Annotated in this window: 16 protein-coding genes; 3 read left to right on the plus strand and 13 right to left on the minus strand. The window is 50.5% G+C overall.

All coding sequences use genetic code 11. From position 1 onward, the window contains the following. Nucleotides 1–149: 149 nt before the first annotated feature. From AACU55_RS01620 to AACU55_RS01630, 3 genes are all read right to left on the minus strand, one after another. Nucleotides 150–1,982, minus strand: coding sequence for a SmdB family multidrug efflux ABC transporter permease/ATP-binding protein (locus AACU55_RS01620; protein ID WP_370447488.1), 1,833 nt, complete (start codon nucleotides 1,980–1,982; stop codon nucleotides 150–152). Continuing rightward, complete coding sequence (locus tag AACU55_RS01625; protein ID WP_013576628.1) at nucleotides 1,942–3,714, minus strand: SmdA family multidrug ABC transporter permease/ATP-binding protein; 1,773 nt, start codon at nucleotides 3,712–3,714, stop codon at nucleotides 1,942–1,944. The genes AACU55_RS01620 and AACU55_RS01625 overlap by 41 nt, the downstream gene beginning before the upstream one ends. Before the next feature lie 136 nt (nucleotides 3,715–3,850). Further along, the gene (locus tag AACU55_RS01630) at nucleotides 3,851–4,306 is read right to left on the minus strand and encodes an Lrp/AsnC family transcriptional regulator (RefSeq protein ID WP_134706541.1); all 456 of its coding nucleotides are present in this window, start codon (nucleotides 4,304–4,306) and stop codon (nucleotides 3,851–3,853) included. 120 nt (nucleotides 4,307–4,426) lie between these two features. Between AACU55_RS01630 and AACU55_RS01635 the strand changes: the two genes are divergently transcribed. Beyond that, nucleotides 4,427–5,470 (plus strand): PLP-dependent cysteine synthase family protein, encoded by a 1,044-nt coding sequence (locus AACU55_RS01635; protein ID WP_013576630.1) that lies wholly within the window; start codon nucleotides 4,427–4,429, stop codon nucleotides 5,468–5,470. Nucleotides 5,471–5,640: 170 nt separating this feature from the next. Here the strand turns inward: AACU55_RS01635 and cof are convergent, their stop codons facing one another. Then, entirely contained in the window at nucleotides 5,641–6,462 is an 822-nt protein-coding gene (cof, locus tag AACU55_RS01640; RefSeq protein ID WP_013576631.1) for an HMP-PP phosphatase, read from the minus strand. Between the two features lie 192 nt (nucleotides 6,463–6,654). On the opposite strand from cof, the gene AACU55_RS01645 reads away from it, so the two are divergent. Both AACU55_RS01645 and queC read left to right on the plus strand, forming a co-directional pair. Continuing rightward, nucleotides 6,655–8,367 carry an SgrR family transcriptional regulator gene (locus AACU55_RS01645; RefSeq protein ID WP_134706542.1) on the plus strand — a complete coding sequence of 571 codons (1,713 nt, stop codon included), beginning with the start codon at nucleotides 6,655–6,657 and terminating at the stop codon, nucleotides 8,365–8,367. 110 nt (nucleotides 8,368–8,477) lie between these two features. Beyond that, entirely contained in the window at nucleotides 8,478–9,176 is a 699-nt protein-coding gene (gene queC / locus AACU55_RS01650; protein WP_112151714.1) for a 7-cyano-7-deazaguanine synthase QueC, read from the plus strand. Between the two features lie 97 nt (nucleotides 9,177–9,273). Here queC and AACU55_RS01655 read toward each other — a convergent pair whose 3' ends face one another. The 9 genes from AACU55_RS01655 to bolA form a co-directional block, all read right to left on the minus strand. Then, nucleotides 9,274–9,675, minus strand: coding sequence for a YbgC/FadM family acyl-CoA thioesterase (locus tag AACU55_RS01655; protein WP_013576634.1), 402 nt, complete (start codon nucleotides 9,673–9,675; stop codon nucleotides 9,274–9,276). Between the two features lie 118 nt (nucleotides 9,676–9,793). Continuing rightward, complete coding sequence (locus AACU55_RS01660) at nucleotides 9,794–10,177, minus strand: ComEA family DNA-binding protein (RefSeq protein ID WP_013576635.1); 384 nt, start codon at nucleotides 10,175–10,177, stop codon at nucleotides 9,794–9,796. 139 nt (nucleotides 10,178–10,316) lie between these two features. Further along, nucleotides 10,317–12,197, minus strand: a complete 1,881-nt coding sequence (gene ppiD, locus AACU55_RS01665) for a peptidylprolyl isomerase (RefSeq protein WP_013576636.1) — start codon at nucleotides 12,195–12,197, stop codon at nucleotides 10,317–10,319. Nucleotides 12,198–12,361: 164 nt separating this feature from the next. Next, nucleotides 12,362–12,637: a nucleoid-associated protein HU-beta gene (gene hupB, locus AACU55_RS01670; RefSeq protein WP_013576637.1), complete on the minus strand. Its 276-nt coding sequence runs from the start codon at nucleotides 12,635–12,637 to the stop codon at nucleotides 12,362–12,364. Nucleotides 12,638–12,853: 216 nt separating this feature from the next. Further along, nucleotides 12,854–15,208, minus strand: a complete 2,355-nt coding sequence (gene lon / locus AACU55_RS01675) for an endopeptidase La (protein WP_013576638.1) — start codon at nucleotides 15,206–15,208, stop codon at nucleotides 12,854–12,856. 191 nt (nucleotides 15,209–15,399) lie between these two features. Continuing rightward, nucleotides 15,400–16,674: an ATP-dependent protease ATP-binding subunit ClpX gene (gene clpX / locus AACU55_RS01680; protein WP_013576639.1), complete on the minus strand. Its 1,275-nt coding sequence runs from the start codon at nucleotides 16,672–16,674 to the stop codon at nucleotides 15,400–15,402. Nucleotides 16,675–16,879: 205 nt separating this feature from the next. Then, on the minus strand, nucleotides 16,880–17,503 hold the full coding sequence (gene clpP, locus AACU55_RS01685; RefSeq protein ID WP_013576640.1) for an ATP-dependent Clp endopeptidase proteolytic subunit ClpP: 624 nt from the start codon (nucleotides 17,501–17,503) through the stop codon (nucleotides 16,880–16,882). Between the two features lie 413 nt (nucleotides 17,504–17,916). Next, nucleotides 17,917–19,221 (minus strand): trigger factor, encoded by a 1,305-nt coding sequence (tig, locus tag AACU55_RS01690; protein ID WP_013576641.1) that lies wholly within the window; start codon nucleotides 19,219–19,221, stop codon nucleotides 17,917–17,919. Between the two features lie 431 nt (nucleotides 19,222–19,652). Next, nucleotides 19,653–19,967, minus strand: coding sequence for a transcriptional regulator BolA (bolA, locus tag AACU55_RS01695; protein ID WP_013576642.1), 315 nt, complete (start codon nucleotides 19,965–19,967; stop codon nucleotides 19,653–19,655). Between the last annotated feature and the right edge of the window lie 313 nt (nucleotides 19,968–20,280).

The following is a 20,280-nucleotide window of genomic DNA, read 5'->3' on the forward strand; positions in this document are numbered from 1 at the left end:
ATTTAAGTGCTCACCGCTGCTTTTTAGTGCACCCGAATTGAAAAAGGGTTCTGCCTGCATGAATACAGTGCGGGGAAAAGAAAAACAGGAAATGAAAAACGGAGAAAGAAGAAAGCCGGTGCCGCAGGGATACGGCACCGGTGCAAAGATTATGCGTTTTCTGTTGCAGGCATAATCTGTCCGGCAGAAGCCAATTGCTGTCCGGCAAGTTGCAACTGATACATCTGATAATACCGGCCTTTTTCTGCCAGCAGTTGCAAGTGATTACCCTGCTCAACAGCCTGGCCACGGTGCAATACCAAAATATTATCGGCATCCACAATCGTCGAAAGCCGATGTGCGATAACCACAAGCGTAGTCTGCTGCCGGATAGCCCGTAATGCACGCTGAATAGCCTGCTCGGTGCCGGAATCAATATTGGCCGTTGCCTCGTCAAGGATCAGAATTTCCGGTGCCTGCACCAAAACGCGCGCCATCGCCAGTAATTGTTTCTGCCCGACAGAAAGATTATTGCCCTGCTCTCCCAGACGCGTATTCAAACCTTCGGGCATTTCGCGTACCAGCGGTGAGAGCTGCACAATGTCCAGCGCGTGCCACACCTGCGCTTCATCAATATCACGGCCTAACGTGACATTAGCGAACACGGATTCTGCCAGAACCACCGGATCCTGCTGAACCATTGCAATACCTTTGCGCAGGCTGGTGTGCGATAAGTCGGCGAGGTTACGTCCGTCAACCCTGACCTCACCTTTGTTTAACGGGTAATAACCCATCAGCAGATTTGCCAGCGTACTTTTACCACTGCCGGTATGTCCAACCAACGCCACAAAACCGCGCGAAGGTACGTGCAGGGAAATATTTTCCAGCACCCATTTATCCGGGAGGTAAGCAAAGCTGACGTCTTTGATGTCAATCTCGCCGCTGGTGAGCAACTTTTCGTCTGGCCCGTATTGCTGTTGCGTCCTGTCCATCAAATCAAAGATACGTTCACCGGCAACGACTGCCTGCTGCATAATCGATTGTTGTGAGGTCAGTTCAATCAGAGGCTCGTTGAGCCGTCCGAGATAATTGATGAAGGCGTACAGAACCCCAACGCCCACAGAACCTTCGGCACTGAATCCAAAGAGAATGAGCAGACCGCATAAAATCAACGACGAGAATAAGCTGAGCAAAGGACGCAACAGAAATCCTTCCAGCCGCAGCGTTTGCATGCGGGCCAGGTAGTGCGACTGGCTGGCGCGGGCAAGCCGTTCGCCAAACCTTTTCTGCTGACGGAATTGCTGAATCACATTCATACCGTTGATGACTTCATTGAAGCCATCATTAATATCCGCCAGATAAGCGCGTACTTTGCGCACCACCGGCGTACTGTAAATCTGGTACAGCCCCATCACGACAAATACGGCCGGGAAGATACAAATTGCCACCGATGCCAGTCGCCAGTCGAGGCTGAACATCGCCACCAGCATCGCACCAATCAGGGCTATGCTGCGTAAGACTGTCGACACCACGGTCACATACAGATCACGGATAACTTCCGTGTCATTAGTCACGCGGGAAATCAGCTGACCTACAGGCTGTGTATCAAATGCGCTCAACGGTTGCCGTAATGCCGCATCCATGACTTCGGTGCGCAAGCATTGGACGACCCCCACCGCAGCACGGTTGAACAACAGTGCCTGAAAATAGTGCAGGCTTGCTGCCAGGAATTGCAGGAAGATAAAACTCAGCGCGAGCAAACTGACTTTCCCCCACGGCATTTCACCTTTAGCCACGTAGTGATCGATAAAGAAGCTGATTAATATAGGGCCGGTCACTTCCGCTGCCGCTGCAATCCACAGCATCAGAACCGCATAAGACAACGGTTTACGGTAAGGTTTCCCGTATTTCAACAGGCGCTTTAGCGTTGGCCAAAGCTTCTGAATTTTAATTTTTTTGGGTTCAGCCACGGTGTTCCGGCTCCTTTTCCTGTGACACATCATCCAGCGCAGCTTCTAATTGCTGATAACGGAACATATCGCGGTACCAGCCGGCTTCGGCAGCAAGCTGGTCATGATTGCCACGCTGCGAAATACTCCCCTGGCTGAAGACCAGAATCTCACTGGCTTCGGTCAGTGCAGAGAGACGATGTGCGCTGATGATCACCGTACGGTCACTTCCCCACTGACGCAGATTGTGCAGAATCTGGTGCTCCGTCCGGCCATCAACGGCGGATAAAGCATCATCCAGGATCAGAATTTCGGCTTTGAGGAGCAATGCACGCGCAATCGAAATACGCTGCTTCTGACCACCCGATAACATGACGCCGCGCTCGCCGACTTCAGTTTCATATCCCTGAGGCAATCGCAGAATGTCATCATGAACGCTGGCGAGACGCGCGGCTTCTTCAATCTCTTCCTGCGTGGCATCAGGCCTTCCGAGCGCAATGTTCTGCGCGACAGTGTCTGAGAACAAGAAAGGCGTCTGACTGACAACTGCCAGCCGGGCACGCCAGTCATCAAGCTGGATTTCTTTAAGGGATAACCCGTGATAGGACACGTCACCGTCAGTGACATCGAACTGGCGTTGAAGGAGTGAAAGCAGCGTACTTTTGCCGGAACCTGTCGGACCGCATAACCCCAGCATTTGCCCTGGTTGCAGGGAAAAAGTAACGGTCGTTAAAGCAGCGTGGCTATTTTCCGGATAATGGAAATCGTTGATGTGAGCCTCAAGCGTCGCGCGGCCTGCCGGTAACGGTGTTGTGCCATCAACAACAGCCGGGGCTTCCTGTAACAGGCTACGGATACGGCTGTAAGCCGCGCTGCCACGTTCGACAATGTTAAACATCCAGGCGAGCGCGAGCATCGGCCAGATCATCAGGCCAAGGTACATCACAAAGCTGGTGAGCTCACCCAGCGTCAGGTGGCCATTGACTACCATCCAGCTACCGCCGCCGATGGCCAGCAGGTTCGCCATGCCGATAGAGACATAGATGGTCGGATCAAAGCGGGCATCAACACGCGCGACACGCATATTTTTTGCACCGGTATCCGCAGCCACATCAGCAAACTGCGATGACTGATGATTCTCCAGGCCAAAAGCTTTGATCATACGGATACTGGTCAGGCTTTCCTGCGCCTGATCGTTAAGCGAGGAAAACGCCGCCTGTGCGGTTTTGAAACGGGAATGAAGTTGATCACCATATCGCTTGATAATGATCGCCATTACCGGCATCGGCACCAGCGACAATAACGTCAGTTCCCAGCTGATCTGCGTTGCCATAACGATAAGTACCGCCAGCCCCATGACCAGCGAATCGACCAGCGTCAGCACGCCCTCTCCCGCAGCGAACACCACCCGGTCGACGTCATTAGTCGCACGGGCAATCAAATCACCGGTGCGATGGCGCAGATAAAAAGCGGGATGCTGACGGCTCAGCTGACGGAAAAAATCCTGTCGTAGTTCAACAGCAAGCTGATAAGACGCGCCGAACAGCAGCACGCGCCAGACATAACGCAGCAGATACACCACAACAGCCGTGCCGAGCATCAGGCCAAGCCACGCAAAAAGCACGCCGTAAGACATTTGTTTTGACGTAACACCATCGATAATTACGCCCACCAGTTTTGGCGGCAGTAATTGCAGAACGGCGATAATGACCAGTAAGGCGACGGCACCCAAATACCGGCGCCATTCACGTCGGAAGTACCAGCCTAATTGTGCAAACAATCTCACGCAGTGTTTTCCATACAAATAATAATAATTTTATTGAGTTAAACCGGCGACAGAAAGACCAATTTACTCTTCAGGCCGACAAGGATACCAGAGTTAACAGGGGTTTCTGATGAAACTTTTTACTGCAACTTTTGCATTAAATCGGCAATGCTGTGGTCGATTTTATGCGCTCCATCGCAAAACTTGAGGTCACGTCGTTCAGTCCCGGAATGCCATTCACAAGTCGCTTGTAAAAGTTATCGTAGCTTTTCATATCGGAGACCTGAACTTGCAGCAAATAATCGTACTCGCCCGCCATCCGGTAAAAACCCAGCACCTCTGGAAACGCTTCGACTTGCTGAACAAATCGCTGATACCACTCGCTGTTGTGATGCTGGGTCTTAATCAGCACAAATGCTGTCAGGCTAAGTCCCAGTTTCTCAGCGTCAAGTAACGCCACTTTTCCGCAAATAATCCCGTCATCTTCAAGGCGCTTTATTCTTTTCCAGCAGGGGGTGGTGGTGAGGTTGACGGCCTCAGCCAGCTCGTTCAGAGAAAGGGTGCAATCCCGCTGTAGCAGCGATAAAAGCGTGAGGTCAATTTTATCTACCATACCGCACTCCAGGAGAAAATATTTCTCCAAATAAGATGATAAATGGGTCAAAGAGTAACTTATTTCTCTGGTGATTACGTTATTCTTTATCTCATCAAAACACTTAAATGAGCCTGCAACATGCGCAATTCCTGGGTCACTCACGCCATTAAAGAAATCGACGCCGATTATCAACGTTCAGCCGACACACATTTAATTCGTCTTACGCTGAACGACTTTCCTGGAATTTCGTTGTATCTCAAAGATGAAAGCACGCATCCTTCCGGCAGCCTGAAACATCGTCTGGCACGCTCATTGTTTTTATATGGCCTGTGCAATGGCTGGATCCGCGAAAATACGCCGATTATTGAGGCGTCTTCGGGCAGTACCGCTGTCTCCGAAGCCTATTTCGCGCGTCTGCTGGGCCTGCCCTTTATTGCCGTAATGCCTGCCTGTACAGCCCCGCGCAAAATTCAGCAAATTGAGTTTTATGGTGGTCGCTGCCACTTTGTCGAAAACTCAGGTCAGATTTATGCTGCCTCAGAGCAGCTCGCTAAAGAGCTGAACGGCCATTATATGGATCAGTTCACCTACGCAGAACGGGCCACCGACTGGCGCGGAAACAACAACATTGCAGACAGCATTTTCCGTCAGATGTCCCGCGAACCGTATCCGGTGCCGCGTTATCTGGTGATGAGTGCGGGTACCGGCGGAACGTCCGCAACGCTTGGCCGCTACATCCGCTATCAGGGGCACGATACCGAACTGGTCGTGGTGGATCCGGAAAACTCTGTCTTTTACGATTACTTTCAGCAACGTGATGCCAGCGTTACCGCTCAATGCAGCAGCCGCATTGAAGGCATTGGCCGCCCGCGCGCCGAACCCTCATTTATCCCCGACGTCATTGACAGCATGATGCAAGTACCTGATGCTGCAAGCATTGCTACCGTTCGCTGGCTTGAACAGGTACTGGGGAGAAAAGTCGGCGGCTCGACGGGAACCAATATGTGGGGGGCATTGCAACTGGCAAAACAAATGCGCGAGAAAGGTGAAACCGGCTCGATCGTTACCCTGCTTTGCGACAGCGGTGAACGTTATCTGAATACCTACTTTGATGACAACTGGGTAGCGAAGAATATCGGGGATATTTCCGTTTACGCTGCACAACTGGAAGGTCTCAACTGAATATCCTCGAAATCATTCGAACTACAACAAGGCAGCAAATGAATGAATCCCGATGAGCTTACAAGAGTAAGTGATTCGGGTGAAAGAATGCAGCTAACGCAGTTGTAGTTCGAAGGATGAAGGGGAAAAAAGCCGGGACAGTTAAAGTGAACCCGGCTTGCTGCAATACCTTAATATTCGGGGGAATAGGTGAGGTGTGGAGTGTGCAGCCAGTGTTGCAAAAAGTGAGACACAGCCTGATTACGGCAATGTCCGATGATTTGTAAATGAGAGGCCTGTTCTTTCAGCACCGGCAAAGCGTTGCCCATAATCAGCCCCATCCCGACACTTTCCAGCATTTCCTTGTCGTTCATGGCATCGCCGAATGCCATGCATTCAGACATATCGATCCCCAGACCTGCAGTGAGAAGCGCCAGAGCACTGCCTTTATTACTGCCTGCGGGCTGCACATCCAGACAATCTGCCGCTGAAAAACACAGGTCAAGACGCGGGCCGAAATGCGCTTCCAGTTGGGGTACCAGCGCCAGCAAGGTTTCATGCGGTGCGCAGAAACACACTTTGCTGTTACCAGAATCAGGCAATAAACGCAGATCCTGTAACTGATAGCGGAAGCCGCTGAACTGATGCGGGATCAGCAAATCCGGATCGTCCAGAGACGTAAACCAGCCATCATCACGGAATACATGCTGGCTGGCAGGTGTATCCCATTGCGTGTGCAAAAGCTCGTGTGCACAATCTTCGGACAAGTCACTGGCATGCAACCGGTGCCCGGACAAGTCATGAATTCGCGTGCCGTTTCCGGTGATCAGAAAACCGTCCAGTCCGATGTTCGCCAGAATATCTTTCATTTCGAGATAATGACGGCCGGTGGCAAACGTCAGTTTTACCGGCTTTTCAGCCAGCTGACGCAATGTTGCCAGTGTTTTTTCGCCCAGCGTGTGATCGGGTAAAAGCAGAGTGCCATCCATATCAAATGCAGCTAAACGGAACATATTTTCTCTCAGAAAAGGAATGATTTTCACCCTCAAAGTATGGACTGCGATTTGCGGAACTAATAGTGAACAGTTTGTGAATACTGTTCCGGTTTTAGCTCACACTCTGGCTCTTCGCTGCAAGCCAGCGCGCCATACGCACGATATGATGAACAGGTTAATTCACAGCAGAAATAAGGTTCCGTATTTACCGTGCGCCTGCAAAACCGGCTTAATCAATTTCAGCGTTTATACCTGAAGACCGGACAAGTTCCGGTTCAGTTTACCGTGGCCGAACTGGCTGAGATTTTCTGTTGCAGTGAACGTCATACCCGAACGTTGCTGAAACACTTTCAGGATGCGGGCTGGATTGACTGGCAATCCCAAGCAGGTCGCGGGAAGCGTGCGTCACTTTGCTGCCTGAAAACCTCCGAAGAATTGCGGGGAGCCTGTTTGCAGGAGTTGCTGAAAAATGGCGAACATTCGGCCGCGTTGCAGCTAAGCCAGCTGGATCCGAGCCATCTCAATGCACTGCTGGCGCCGCATTTGGGCGGGCAATGGCAGGAAGATGCGCCCACGCTGCGTATACCCTATTATCGCCCTCTCCAGCCTTTAGATCCGCTGACGTTGACCGGCCGTGCCGAGCAACATCTTGCCCATACTATTCATGCAGGACTGACGCGTTTTATTCCGGGAAATTCAGCCCCCCAGCCCGATCTGGCCCATCACTGGCAAATCAGTAATAACGGCAAAACCTGGCAATTTTTCCTGCGTAGTCAGTTGTTCTGGCATAACGGAGAACCACTGAAGACCGCGCAATTAATGGCGCGCTTTGAACAACTGCAAAACTCACCGCGCAGTAAACATAATCTGGCTTGCATGAGCAAATTGTCTCAGCCGCACGCACTTTGTCTGCAGTTTGATCTCGATAAACCCGATTACTGGCTGGCGCACCGGTTTGCCGACCTTAACTGCCTGTTATCCCATCCCGATAATCCACATATCGGCGCGGGTCCTTTTCGTCTGACTACCTTTTCACCTGAACTGATCAGGCTTGAACAACATACGTTGTACGCCTTACAACATCCTTATCTGGCGGCTATTGAATTTTGGATCACACCGCAACTCTTTGCACAAAAAAGCAATGTCAGCTGCCAGCATCCGGTCAGGATCATTTTGGGTGAACAGGATGAATTATCGCGCGTGAAACCGGTCAGACGCAGCACCAGCCTGGGATTTTGCTACATCGCCGCCAATCTGAAACGTGGCGTATTGAATGAGGCTCAGGCGCGTAAAATCGTCCGTCTGATCCAGCGCAGCGGCATGCTGGATAATTTGCCTATCGATCATGATCTGGTGAAAGCCAGCAAAGAAATGCTGCCTGGCTGGCCAATACCTTTGCATGACGATGCTGATGTTCCATTGCCTGAAAAGCTGACATTGCTGTTTCACCCGCCGGTTGAATTTGAGCTGGTGGCGCAGGCACTAAAGGAAAAGCTGGCGGAAGAAGATTGTGCACTGGAGGTTAAATATCATGCCGGGCGACTTTGGGAAGATGATGCGATGCTAGGCTGGGCCGATCTGCTTCTCGGTGATCGTCTGATTGGCGAATCTCCCGATGCCTCACTGGAGAACTGGTTACAGCAAGATCCGCTCTGGCCGGGGATCCTGCGCGAAAAAGATTATGTTTGCCAGCAACAGCGCCTGGCCGCTATTCAGCAAATCCCGCTGGAGAACCATCGCTCGGACGAACTGCGCGATCATTTATTTCAGTGGATGCAGTCGGCCATCGTCACACCGTTGTTTAACTATCAGTATCAGGTCAGCGCACCACCGCGCATCAGCGGTGTGCAACTCACCGCATGGGGCTGGTTCGATTTCTGTCAGGCATGGGTTCCGCCGCCGCTGCCAACGGAAAGTGCCTGAAGGAGCTGTTTCACTACACTCCGGGGGTAAAGGAAAGTAACATTAGGGCACTTTTACTGCCCGATGCGCAGTGAATTTCAGATAATGGTTTCAAACAACAGGTAATCAGAATGAAAAGAGCAGTGGTAGTTTTTAGCGGCGGACAAGATTCAACAACCTGTCTGATTCAGGCTCTGAAGCAATATGACGAAGTCCACTGCGTTACTTTCGATTATGGTCAGCGTCATCGTGCAGAAATCGAGATTGCACAAAAACTGTCTGTGGAACTGGGCGCACGTGCCCATAAAGTGCTGGATGTCGGGTTGTTAAACGAACTGGCTGTCAGCAGCCTGACCCGCGATAACATTCCGGTGCCTAATTTTGGTGATGAAAACAACGGGGGCTTGCCGAGTACGTTCGTTCCCGGTCGTAATATTCTGTTCCTGACGCTGGCGGCCATTTATGCCTATCAGATCCAGGCAGAAGCCGTCATCACCGGCGTGTGTGAAACTGACTTCTCCGGTTATCCGGATTGCCGTGATGAATTCGTCAAGGCGCTGAACACGGCAGTGTCGCTGGGTCTGGCGCGAGATGTGCGTTTCGAAACGCCGCTGATGTGGCTCAATAAAGCCGAAACCTGGGCGCTGGCCGATTATTACCAGCAGTTGGATCTGGTTCGTCATAAAACGCTGACCTGCTACAACGGCATTGCTGGTGATGGTTGTGGTGAATGTGCCGCCTGTCATTTACGCGCTAATGGTTTGCAGCAATACCAGCAGGATAAAGCGGGCGTGATGACCAGCCTGAAGAAGAAAACCGGACTGCGTTAATTTTTCAGTTTTAATGTTTTGCCGGTAACGGGCGGCTTTCAACCGCCCGTTGGCGTATTCTTTTGACGGGAAAGTGATCTTGCGTAAGGGGAAACGATTAATCGTTTTCCAGTTCCAGTTCACGTAACCGCTCGAGCAATTCCCCTTCCAGCGGCAGCGCTTTTTGCGTACGCAAATCGATACACACGAACGTCAGCGTCGCATCCGCAACCACATCACCTTCACATGTGACAACCTGCTCGAGAACACCACTGCGCCCGTTCAGTTGTTGCAAACTGCTGTCAATGCGCAATACATCCCCCAATACCGCAGGCTTGCGGTAATTGATGTTGATATTCACCACGATGAAGGCAATCTTGTTCTGGCTCATCCACTGGAAACCTGACTGATTGTCGAGCCATTCCCAGCGCGCTGTTTCAAGAAATTCCAGATAACGCGCGTTGTTTACGTGCTGATAAACGTCAATGTGGAAACCGCGAACTTTAATGAACGTATGCATAATCGTTAAGAAACTCCTGATAGTCGTCTGAGGCTTACAACCAAACTGGTCAGATGTCTCTAGAGATTAGCAGAAGAAAACGGCGGCAACCGTTAAGGGATCACCGCCGCGACATCCGTCACAATTTCAGACGGTCCTTGTTACGTTCAAACAATGCAGCACCAATTCCCGGAACTTCACGCAATTGTTCGATATCCGTAAATTGCCCAAGATCTTCGCGGTAACTGACGATGGCTTGCGCTTTTTTCATCCCTACTCCGTTCATCACATTGGCAAATTCTTCCGCAGTCGCCGTGTTGATGCTTACGGTACTTTCATCGGTCACTGCCACTTGTTCCTTTTTCACTTGCGGGCCAGTGACTTTGCTGGCTGCCGTCGCTGGCGCCGCCGTCGTGGTCGCCACGCTGCTGGCCGCATTGGGAGCGGCCTGCAACATGACCGGTAGTGTGGAAAGTCCCAGAGCGAGAGCTAACGAAAGTGAGGTGATGCCTAATTTTTTCATGCTGTATCCTCCATGTGTTTGACAGCACGGAGAGAATGCATCAGGCAGAGAAAGCGGACAATGGGCAACATTCAAATGTGGAAAAGGCCGCGGAAGCGGCCTTTTGTTTGTTGCAACGCGTTGCAAAACTTTGCGGCGTTTACTGGTTTTGTGCAGCAGAACCGTATTTGATTTTCGCTTCCTGACGCAGGTTGGTCAGCAGCGAATCAAAGGCCACATTCGAGGACGTCTGTTGCATTTCCTGATTGAAACGTGCTGTATCAGCGGCAGGAATGGTACCCGGCGTCACCGCATTCAGTTTGACCAGTACACTGTTGCCTTTATCGTCCTGAGTCAGCCCATAAACCGGTTGGTCTTTCTGAGGATGAGGCAGTGCGTAAACGTTCTCTTCGAATGCAGAAGGCTGCTGGCTGCGCTGTACTTTCTGGACGGCACCAAATGTCAGGCCGGCAGCTTTCATGGCGTCATCGCCTTTGCCTTCTTTCAACGCGGTCAGCAGTTTCTCACCTTCCATACGCGCCTGATCCTGTGCTTTCTGCCGTTTCACCAGCGTCGTCACCTGATCTTTCACGTCAGCGAAAGGTTTAACCCCTTCAGCTTTGTGTGCATCCACGCGAACTACAAAGGCGCGGTCACCATCAACGGTAATAATGTCTGAGTTACTGCCCGGAGAACCGTCCTGACCAATCAGGCCGCCGTCGAAAATCGCCTGTACGACAGGTTTGAAATTGATACCTGCCGGGATTTGATTCTGAGTGAACCAATCTGTATGAACCGCTTTCGTACCGGCAACATCTTCAGCAGAAGCCAGAGATTCGTTGTCATTGGTTGCCGCTTCGCTGACTTTCTGTTGCAGCGCGTAGTAGGCATCCAATGATTTCTCTTGTTTGAGCTTGTCGGCAATCGTGTTGCGAACGTCAGCTAACGGTTTGACCTGCTCAGGCGTCACGTCATCAAGGCGCAAAATGAAGAAACCGCTGTCCGATTTAATTACACCAGACACCTGACCTTTGGTGGTCAGATTGGCATTTTTAAATTCTGGCAACGTCGTTTCAGGCTCCATCCAGCCGAGGTCACCACCTTGTCTGGCACTCAGCGCATCGGTCGATTTGGTCTTAGCCAGTTCCGCGAAATCAGTGCCTTTTTTCAGCTCGGCAGCCACTGCGTCAGCATCGGCCTGAGATTTCAGAACAATGACACTGTAGCGACGGCGTTCAGGCTGACCAAATTCGCTTTTATGCTGGTCGTAATAGGCGCTGATATCCGCATCCGTCACGTTAGTTTTCCCCTGCATGGCCGCTGCATCCATTTCGATGTAGCTGACTTTCACCTGTTCAGGCGAGAGGAAACTGTTTTTATTCTGGTCGTAGAATGCCTGCAATTCAGCGTCAGTGACCTGCTGTTTAGCTGCCAGCGCATCGGTATCCAATGTGGCAGTCTGCACATCACGACTTTGCAGAATCAACCCACCTAAAGATTTGCTTTCCACTGGCAAAACGAAATCGGACTGACCGTAGGCTTGCTCAAGTTGCTGACTGATTAATTGCTGTTTCATCAACTGCGCAAAGTTATCCGCGGTGTATCCCATACCCTGGATGCTTTGCAGATATTTAGCATTGTCGAAACGGCCATCAGTCTGGAATTGCGGGGTCGCAAAAATCGCATCTTTGATCTGCTGATCGCTGACGGTAATGCCTAATTTTTTGGAATACTGATCCAGCAACGTGACGTCAATCAGGTTGCTCAGGGATTCCTGGCGTAATTGCTGCATATAACCGTCGCTGCCCGCAAGCGCAGAGAATTGATCTCCAAGCTGCTGTTGCAAGCGGCTACGCTGGTTTTGAACTGCCTGTTCCAGCTGAGCACGTCCTATTTCCTGACCATTCACTTTCGCTGCATAGTCGCCTGAACCGCCGATCAGGTAGTTGCCTACCCCTGTCAAAATAAAGGACAGAATAATCAGGGCCAGAATGATTTTGAGCACGACGTGATTGGCGGCCGCGCGTAAATTGTCCATCATAGTGTGGCAACACTCCGCTGTAATAAAAAAAGCGCACCGTTTTCGATGCGCCTTGTATCTTACCTTACCAGCCCGATGACGTCAGGTTATTGTTTAACAACCAGACCTGAATGAAAAGCATCAGTGATGCGCCTCACACAGTTTCGACGTCAGTCTGCGGGTAATTAACCGTTAACGGCATCTTTCAGCGCTTTACCTGCACGGAAGCCCGGCACTTTAGCGGCTGCAATGCTGATTTCTTTACCGGTCTGTGGGTTACGACCAGTACGTGCTGAACGCTCGCGAACGGAGAAAGTACCAAAACCAACCAGAGCTACTTCATCCCCAGCTTTCAGGGTGTCAGTGACAGATGCAAGAACAGCATCTAAAACACGTCCCGCTGCGGCTTTAGAAATATCAGCACCGGCAGCAATTTTGTCGATCAATTGTGACTTATTCACTCTTATCATCCCCTCTTAAAATTCGTTCATCACGGCGCATTTTCCCTGCAGACGTGACCGCGCTGCTGTTATATCAATCTTGTCAGAGTGATGCAAGCGACTGAAAGCAGCCTGAAACCCTTTGACCGTTCACTAAGTTAACGGCACAAAAAAAAGCTGGCAAGTGAGATTTCACCTGCCAGCCTGAGTTTTATTCAACTGTGTAAGCTGAGGTCACTATTTTGCTGCCACCGGCAATGCACCGTAAGCCGGATTTTGCAGTGCGATGTTGAGAACATCATCAATGCGTTTTACCGGATGGATCTCAAGATCTGCCAGCACGTTCGCCGGAATTTCTTCCAGATCACGTTTGTTGTCGTCCGGGATCAGAACCACTTTGATGCCACCACGGTGGGCCGCCAGCAGCTTTTCTTTCAGACCACCGATTGGCAGAACCAGACCACGCAGTGTGATCTCACCGGTCATCGCAACATCCGCACGAACCGGGTTACCCGTCAGACAAGACACCAGCGCGGTACACATGGCAATACCGGCACTCGGGCCATCTTTCGGCGTTGCCCCTTCGGGTACGTGAACGTGAATATCACGTTTTTCGTAGAAGTCAGGGTTGATACCCAGTTTGTCTGCGCGTGAACGGACAACCGTCAGTGCAGCCTGAATGGATTCCTGCATGACTTCCCCGAGAGAACCGGTGTAAGTCAGCTTACCTTTGCCCGGTACGCAGGCCGTTTCGATGGTCAGCAATTCACCGCCCACTTCGGTCCACGCCAGACCAGTAACCTGGCCCACCCGGTTTTCGGTATCAGCACGGCCATAATCGACCTTCTGCACGCCGAGGAAATCTTTCAGGTTGTCGCCGTTAATTTCAATGTGCTTGATATCTTTATCCATCAGCAATTGCTTAACCGCTTTACGGCACAGTTTCGACAACTCACGTTCCAGACTACGTACACCCGCTTCACGGGTATAGAAACGGATGATGCCAGTTATTGCGCTGTCATCCACAGTCAGTTCGTTCTTCTTAAGCGCATTACGTTCAAGCTGTTTCGGCAACAGGTGCTGTTTGGCGATGTTCAGTTTTTCGTCTTCGGTATAACCGGAAAGACGGATCACTTCCATACGGTCCAGCAGCGGAGCCGGGATGTTCATCGAGTTCGAGGTCGCCACAAACATCACATCTGACAGGTCGTAATCGACTTCCAGATAGTGATCGTTGAACGCCACGTTCTGTTCCGGATCCAATACTTCCAGCAAGGCAGAAGCCGGATCGCCACGCATATCCGATGACATCTTGTCGATTTCATCAAGCAAGAACAGCGGGTTTTTAACCCCCACTTTCGCCATTTTCTGGATCAGTTTGCCCGGCATGGAACCGATATAGGTACGACGGTGACCACGGATTTCCGCTTCATCACGTACGCCACCCAACGCCATACGAACATACTGACGGCCAGTCGCGCGTGCGATTGACTGACCCAGTGAGGTTTTACCCACACCCGGAGGCCCGACCAGACACAGGATTGGGCCTTTGATTTTGCTGACGCGACTCTGCACGGCGAGGTATTCCAGAATCCGGTCTTTGACACGCTCCAGACCATAATGGTCAGTATCCAGAACTTCCTGTGCTTTGATCAGGTCTTTTTTCACTTTGCTACGGGCATTCCATGGCACCTGAAGCATCCAGTCGATATATCCACGGACAACCGTAGCTTCGGCGGACATCGGCGACATCATTTTCAGTTTTTGCAGCTCAGCTTCGGTTTTCTCACGCGCATCTTTCGGCATTTTGGCCGCTTCGATTTTGCGTTTCAGCGCCTCGTGCTCGTCAGGCGTGTCATCCATTTCGCCCAGTTCTTTCTGAATCGCTTTCATTTGCTCATTCAGATAGTACTCGCGCTGGCTTTTCTCCATCTGTTTTTTGACACGATTGCGAATGCGTTTCTCAACCTGCAACAGGTCAATTTCCGATTCCATCATCGCCATCAAATATTCCAGACGCTCGGTGATATCAAACATTTCCAGTACAGATTGTTTGTCAGCGAGTTTCAGTGGCATATGTGCCGCGATGGTGTCAGCCAGACGTGCAGCATCTTCAATGCTGTTCAGCGAAGTCAGCACTTCCGGCGGGATCTTTTTGTTCAGCTTGATGTAGCCTTCAAACTGATTAATCGCAGTACGCACCAGAACTTCCTGCTCGCGTTCATCCACGGCCGGAGATTCCAGGTACTCCGCCTGGGCAGCAAAATGCTCGCCACTGTCAGAAAGTGTCGTAATACGCGCGCGTTGTAACCCTTCCACCAGCACTTTTACCGTGCCATCCGGGAGCTTCAGCATTTGTAATATTGAGGCAACCGTACCCACGGAGAAGAGATCATTAACGCCCGGCTCATCTGTTGAGGCTTCTTTCTGCGCCACCAGCATGATTTTTTTGTCGTGATCCATCGCAGCTTCGAGGCATCGAATCGATTTTTCCCTGCCAACAAACAACGGGATCACCATGTGCGGATAAACCACCACATCGCGCAGAGGCAATACGGGGATTTCTATGCGTTCAGAACGCTCAGGGTTCATAGAGCTCTCTCTTAGTTTAGCTTCCGCCAGGTTAAGGAAATCTCGTGAAACACGAGTCAGACGGGTTTCAGCAAGTCGTTAACTGAGTATATGGGGATGAATGTCCGACATTCAACGATAAGAATGTGCGAAAAAAAAATGGGGGACAAAATCCCCCATTTCGTGGCTAACTCTCTGGATAGATTGGCTAATTATTCGCCAGATGCTTGTTGTGCTTCCGGCTTGCCATAAATCATCAGAGGCTCTGACTGACCCGCAATCACGGATTCATCAATAACCACTTTCTCGACATCTTCGAGAGACGGCAGATCATACATGGTATCCAGCAATGCCGCTTCCACAATGGAACGCAGGCCACGCGCACCGGTTTTACGGATCATGGCTTTTTTGGCAATGGCCGTCAGCGCTTCATCCCGGAATTCCAGTTCAACGCCTTCGAGATTAAACAATGCCTGATATTGCTTAGTCAGGGCATTTTTCGGCTCTTTCAGGATTTGAATCAGGGCTTCTTCATTGAGCTCACTCAGAGTCGCCACCACTGGCAGACGACCTATGAACTCAGGGATCAGACCAAATTTAATCAAATCTTCGGGTTCAGCCTGAGCCAGTAACTGACCTTCAGTCGCTTTCTGCTCTTTGCCTTTCACTTCAGCGCCGAAACCGATACCGGTATTCGTATTGATACGCTGTCCAATCACTTTATCCAGGCCGGCAAAAGCACCGCCACAGATAAACAGGATTTTCGAAGTATCAACCTGCAAAAATTCCTGCTGCGGATGCTTACGTCCGCCTTGCGGTGGAACAGCAGCCACGGTGCCTTCAATAAGTTTCAGCAGTGCCTGCTGTACACCTTCACCGGACACATCACGCGTGATCGATGGGTTGTCAGACTTGCGGGAAATCTTGTCAATTTCATCAATGTAAACAATGCCGCGTTGCGCTTTCTGTACGTCGTAGTCACATTTTTGCAGCAGTTTCTGAATGATATTTTCGACGTCCTCACCCACATAACCGGCCTCGGTCAGCGTGGTGGCATCGGCCATGGTAAATGGCACATCCAGGAAACGCGCCAGGGTTTCAGCCAGCAGCGTTTTGCCGCTACCGGTCGGCCCGATCAGCAGGATGTTACTCTTGCCTAATTCGATACCGTTGCTGGTATCGCCATTACGCAGGCGCTTATAGTGGTTGTAGACCGCCACTGCCAGCACTTTTTTTGCAGGTTCCTGGCCGATAACATAATCGTCAAGGTGCTGACGGATTTCATGCGGCGTCGGTAATGCACTGCGTTCACGGTGTGGCGCGACTTCTTTGATCTCTTCGCGAATAATGTCATTACATAAATCGACACATTCATCGCAGATATACACTGACGGCCCGGCAATCAGCTTACGAACTTCATGCTGGCTTTTGCCGCAAAAAGAGCAGTACAGCAGCTTTCCTGAACCGTCTTTGCGCTTATCTGTCATCAGTAAACCTCTTCTCTGGTATCAGTCCCGCAGCGTAACAATAACACCACGACACGACTATATTACACAACAGCCGCATGATTGGCTGATGTCTGTTCATTCCTGTTATGACTCATTGCTTGCAGGACTTCAGTAACTCAAGTCCTGCCTTTGAGACGTCCGTATGAGTATAACTATAGACCATCAGCCCGGCAGAAATAAGCCGTCAGGCGCGATGGGTAAATACGGAGTCTACTAACCCGTACTGTACAGCCTCATCAGCGGACAGGAAACGGTCACGCTCAGTGTCACGCTCTATTTCTTCAAGAGATTTGCCCGTATGTTTCGCCATCAGCTCATTCATACGAGATTTCACTTTCAGAATTTCTTTAGCATGGATCTCAATATCCGTCGCCTGGCCCTGGAAACCGCCCAGTGGCTGGTGGATCATCACACGGGAATTTGGCAGGCAGAAGCGTTTGCCTTCGGCACCGGCTGTTAACAGGAATGCGCCCATTGAACAGGCTTGTCCCATACAAATCGTGCTGACATCCGGTTTGATGAACTGCATGGTGTCATAAATCGACATACCGGCAGTGATCACGCCGCCCGGTGAGTTGATATACAAATAAATGTCTTTTTCCGGACTTTCTGCTTCCAGGAACAGCATCTGGGCAACAATCAGGTTAGCCATATGGTCTTCAACCTGACCGGTCAGGAAGATGATACGTTCCTTAAGCAGACGGGAGAAGATATCGTATGAACGCTCGCCCCGTGAAGTTTGCTCAACCACCATGGGTACCAACGCCATGTTTGGTGCAAATTGCTCTCTTTCACCACTGTATGACATAACCGTCTCCTAATAGATTCTGTTTGGCGCTATTTAAAATCGATTCTACTTGAGATAGGCACACATGACTATGCTCAAGCGGCCAAGTCGCCATTTACACGCCTGACGGTGTTTATCAGTCAGATTTTAACTACAAATTTACCTGGGTTAGCTCTTATCAATTGGGGGAATTGCCCCCTTTTTCAAGCCTGCAGTGATATTTCTTTTTTGGCGTGCCCCCTGAGCCAGTAAAAAACCATCCTGAGGGTGTCAGTCAACAGTTTCTACGTGGGCTGTGCTTTATATTGATAAATATAGTGCAAAAACAACAGCCAAAACAAAAATACCTGATTTTCAGGAAATAAAAAGCCCGCAGTAAAAACCGCGGGCTTTGGAAGCAAACCTGTAAACAGGTTCAGCAACGTGCATTACAATTATGCAGGTTGAGTCTGGTTCATCAGTTCAGTAAAGGTAGTGGCTTTTTCAGTCACTTTCGCTTTAGACAACAGAGTTTCGACCGCTTGTTCTTCCAGTGCGACGTTACGCATGTTGTTCATCAGCTCTTTGTTTTTGCTGTAGAACTCAACAACTTCCTGTGGATCTTCGTACGCAGAAGCCATTTCTTCGATCAGTGCTTTAACGCGATCTTCATCAGCTTTCAGTTCGTGCTGGCTGATGACCTCGCCAAGCAACAAACCAACAACGACGCGACGTTTAGCTTGCTCTTCAAACAATTCGCGTGGCAGTTCCAGCGCTTGTTTTTCGTTGCCGCCAAAACGTTGCGCAGCCTGACGACGCAGAACATCCACTTCGCCGTCGATCAGTGCAGATGGCACGTCGATTTCGTTAGCGCTGACCAGACCGTCGATTGCCTGAGTTTTGATGCGGTTACGAACAGCACCTTTCAGCTCGCGTTCCATGTTTTTACGCACTTCAGCACGCAGACCTTCAACAGAACCATCAGCCACGCCGAAACGTTTGATGAATTCAGGGGTCAGTTCTGGCAACTCACGCTCTTCGACTTTCTTCAAAGTAATCGCGAACTTAGCCGCTTTACCTTTCAGGTTTTCAGCATGGTAATCTTCCGGGAAGTTCACGTCGATGGTGAATTCTTCACCGGCTTTGTGACCCACCAGACCGTCTTCGAAGCCTGGGATCATGCGGCCCTGGCCCATAGCCAGTACGAAATCAGAAGCTTTGCCGCCTTCGAATTCTTCACCGTCGATGGAACCGGAGAAATCAACAGTCACACGGTCTTCAGCAGTGGCCGCAGCATCAGTTTCTTTCCAGTCCGCTTGTTGCTTACGCAGAGTTTCCAGCATGGTATCAACATCAGCGTCGTTAACTTCAACAACCGGTTTTTCAACTTCGATGTTTTCCAGATCTTTCAGCTCAACTTCCGGGTACACTTCAAATTCTACGGAGAAGTTAAAGTCTTCACCCTGCTTGTACTCACCCGGGATGTAGTTAGGTGCGCCAGCTGGATTGATTTTTTCTTTGATGATCGCATCAACGAAATTGCGTTGCATCAGATCACCCAGTACGTCCTGACGTACTGACGCGCCGTAACGCTGTTCAATGATGTGGCTTGGTACTTTGCCTTTACGGAAGCCGTCAATACGTACTTTTTTAGAGACGTTGATCAGTTCACTGCTCACTGCTTTTTCAATGCTTTCAGCAGGAACAGTAATCGTTACGCGGCGCCCAAGGCCTTGAGTGGTTTCAACAGAAACTTGCATCTTGTTACCTCAAAAAAAAATCACAGTGCTCGGTCAACTCCAGAAGTCGTTCTCAAGATGAGCGCAAACTTACCTTGAAAACGACTTCTAAGAACCGGGACAGTTCTGTATCAGAACGTAGCCCTGTATTCGAGAGCGTCCGAAACCATTCCGGAAAAATTAGACGCGACATTATAGCGGCGCATACGCATTGAGTCGAGGACGGTCTCTGTTGCGCGGGAGGAAACTCACACGGGACTCGATCCTTCGAAAAATGCGGCCATTCAGAGGTATAAACCTCGTGCCGTCAGTCCGTCAGAAGAAAAACAAAAACGGCCCGCAGGCCGTTTCTTGAAATTCGCATCTACTAATACCGCATCTGGCAAGGAAAGTTCCAGTGTTACCGCGTCAAATGCCGATATTTATGCCTTTTGTGAATCAGATCGCGACTGTCAGGCCATGGTGCCCGCGCCGCGACACGGCGGTGAAGCTGGCACCGTATCTTGTAAGCCTTCCCATTCTTTCAGGGTATACGTGTGCAAAGCCAGCGCATGCACGCTGCCTGCAAGCTCCTCCGTTAATCTCCCATAGATGGCACGATGACGCGCCAGGAAACGCTCCCCGATAAACTTATCCGACACCATGACCACTTTAAAATGGCTCTCGGAGCCTGCCGGGACATTATGACGATAGCTTTCGTCAGTCACTTCCAGAAACGCAGGTTCAAATGCTTCAACTAATTTTGCTTCTATTTGCTCACGAATCATAGCAATCTCCTTACACCGCATCAGCAGAGAACTGCGCCTGTCTGGTACACCTATCTCTTTATAATGATAGGCGGCTTTCCAGATTCTACGCACGCCCGAACAATAAATTTCTGCTGCAGATTGATAAAAATGGCGCTCAGTCTGTCAAAGAAACTGCCGCTTCGCTACGGATGGCGTCAGCAGCCCGCGGCTTTACTGCGACTTTGCTGAAAAAAAACGCGAAAAACACGCTTTTCCGGATTGTTGGGACTTCCCCCGGCAAATGGCAATGTTATGATGTCGGCAAATTTTTGAGCACTATTCCCTTATTAAT

The sequence above is a fragment of the Rahnella sp. CJA17(1/100) genome, from assembly GCF_963881615.1.
Taxonomy (GTDB): domain Bacteria; phylum Pseudomonadota; class Gammaproteobacteria; order Enterobacterales; family Enterobacteriaceae; genus Rahnella; species Rahnella aceris.

Excerpts from the sequence above, each read along its gene's own strand:
- bolA (WP_013576642.1), bottom strand. The coding sequence starts at position 19,967 with ATGATTCGTGAGCAAATAGAAGCAAAATTAGTTGAAGCATTTGAACCT.
- clpX (WP_013576639.1), bottom strand. The coding sequence starts at position 16,674 with ATGACAGATAAGCGCAAAGACGGTTCAGGAAAGCTGCTGTACTGCTCT.
- AACU55_RS01635 (WP_013576630.1), top strand. The coding sequence starts at position 4,427 with ATGCGCAATTCCTGGGTCACTCACGCCATTAAAGAAATCGACGCCGAT.
- tig (WP_013576641.1), bottom strand. The coding sequence starts at position 19,221 with ATGCAAGTTTCTGTTGAAACCACTCAAGGCCTTGGGCGCCGCGTAACG.
- clpP (WP_013576640.1), bottom strand. The coding sequence starts at position 17,503 with ATGTCATACAGTGGTGAAAGAGAGCAATTTGCACCAAACATGGCGTTG.
- AACU55_RS01655 (WP_013576634.1), bottom strand. The coding sequence starts at position 9,675 with ATGCATACGTTCATTAAAGTTCGCGGTTTCCACATTGACGTTTATCAG.
- ppiD (WP_013576636.1), bottom strand. The coding sequence starts at position 12,197 with ATGATGGACAATTTACGCGCGGCCGCCAATCACGTCGTGCTCAAAATC.
- AACU55_RS01660 (WP_013576635.1), bottom strand. The coding sequence starts at position 10,177 with ATGAAAAAATTAGGCATCACCTCACTTTCGTTAGCTCTCGCTCTGGGA.
- queC (WP_112151714.1), top strand. The coding sequence starts at position 8,478 with ATGAAAAGAGCAGTGGTAGTTTTTAGCGGCGGACAAGATTCAACAACC.
- AACU55_RS01630 (WP_134706541.1), bottom strand. The coding sequence starts at position 4,306 with ATGGTAGATAAAATTGACCTCACGCTTTTATCGCTGCTACAGCGGGAT.
- cof (WP_013576631.1), bottom strand. The coding sequence starts at position 6,462 with ATGTTCCGTTTAGCTGCATTTGATATGGATGGCACTCTGCTTTTACCC.
- AACU55_RS01620 (WP_370447488.1), bottom strand. The coding sequence starts at position 1,982 with ATGATGTGTCACAGGAAAAGGAGCCGGAACACCGTGGCTGAACCCAAA.
- lon (WP_013576638.1), bottom strand. The coding sequence starts at position 15,208 with ATGAACCCTGAGCGTTCTGAACGCATAGAAATCCCCGTATTGCCTCTG.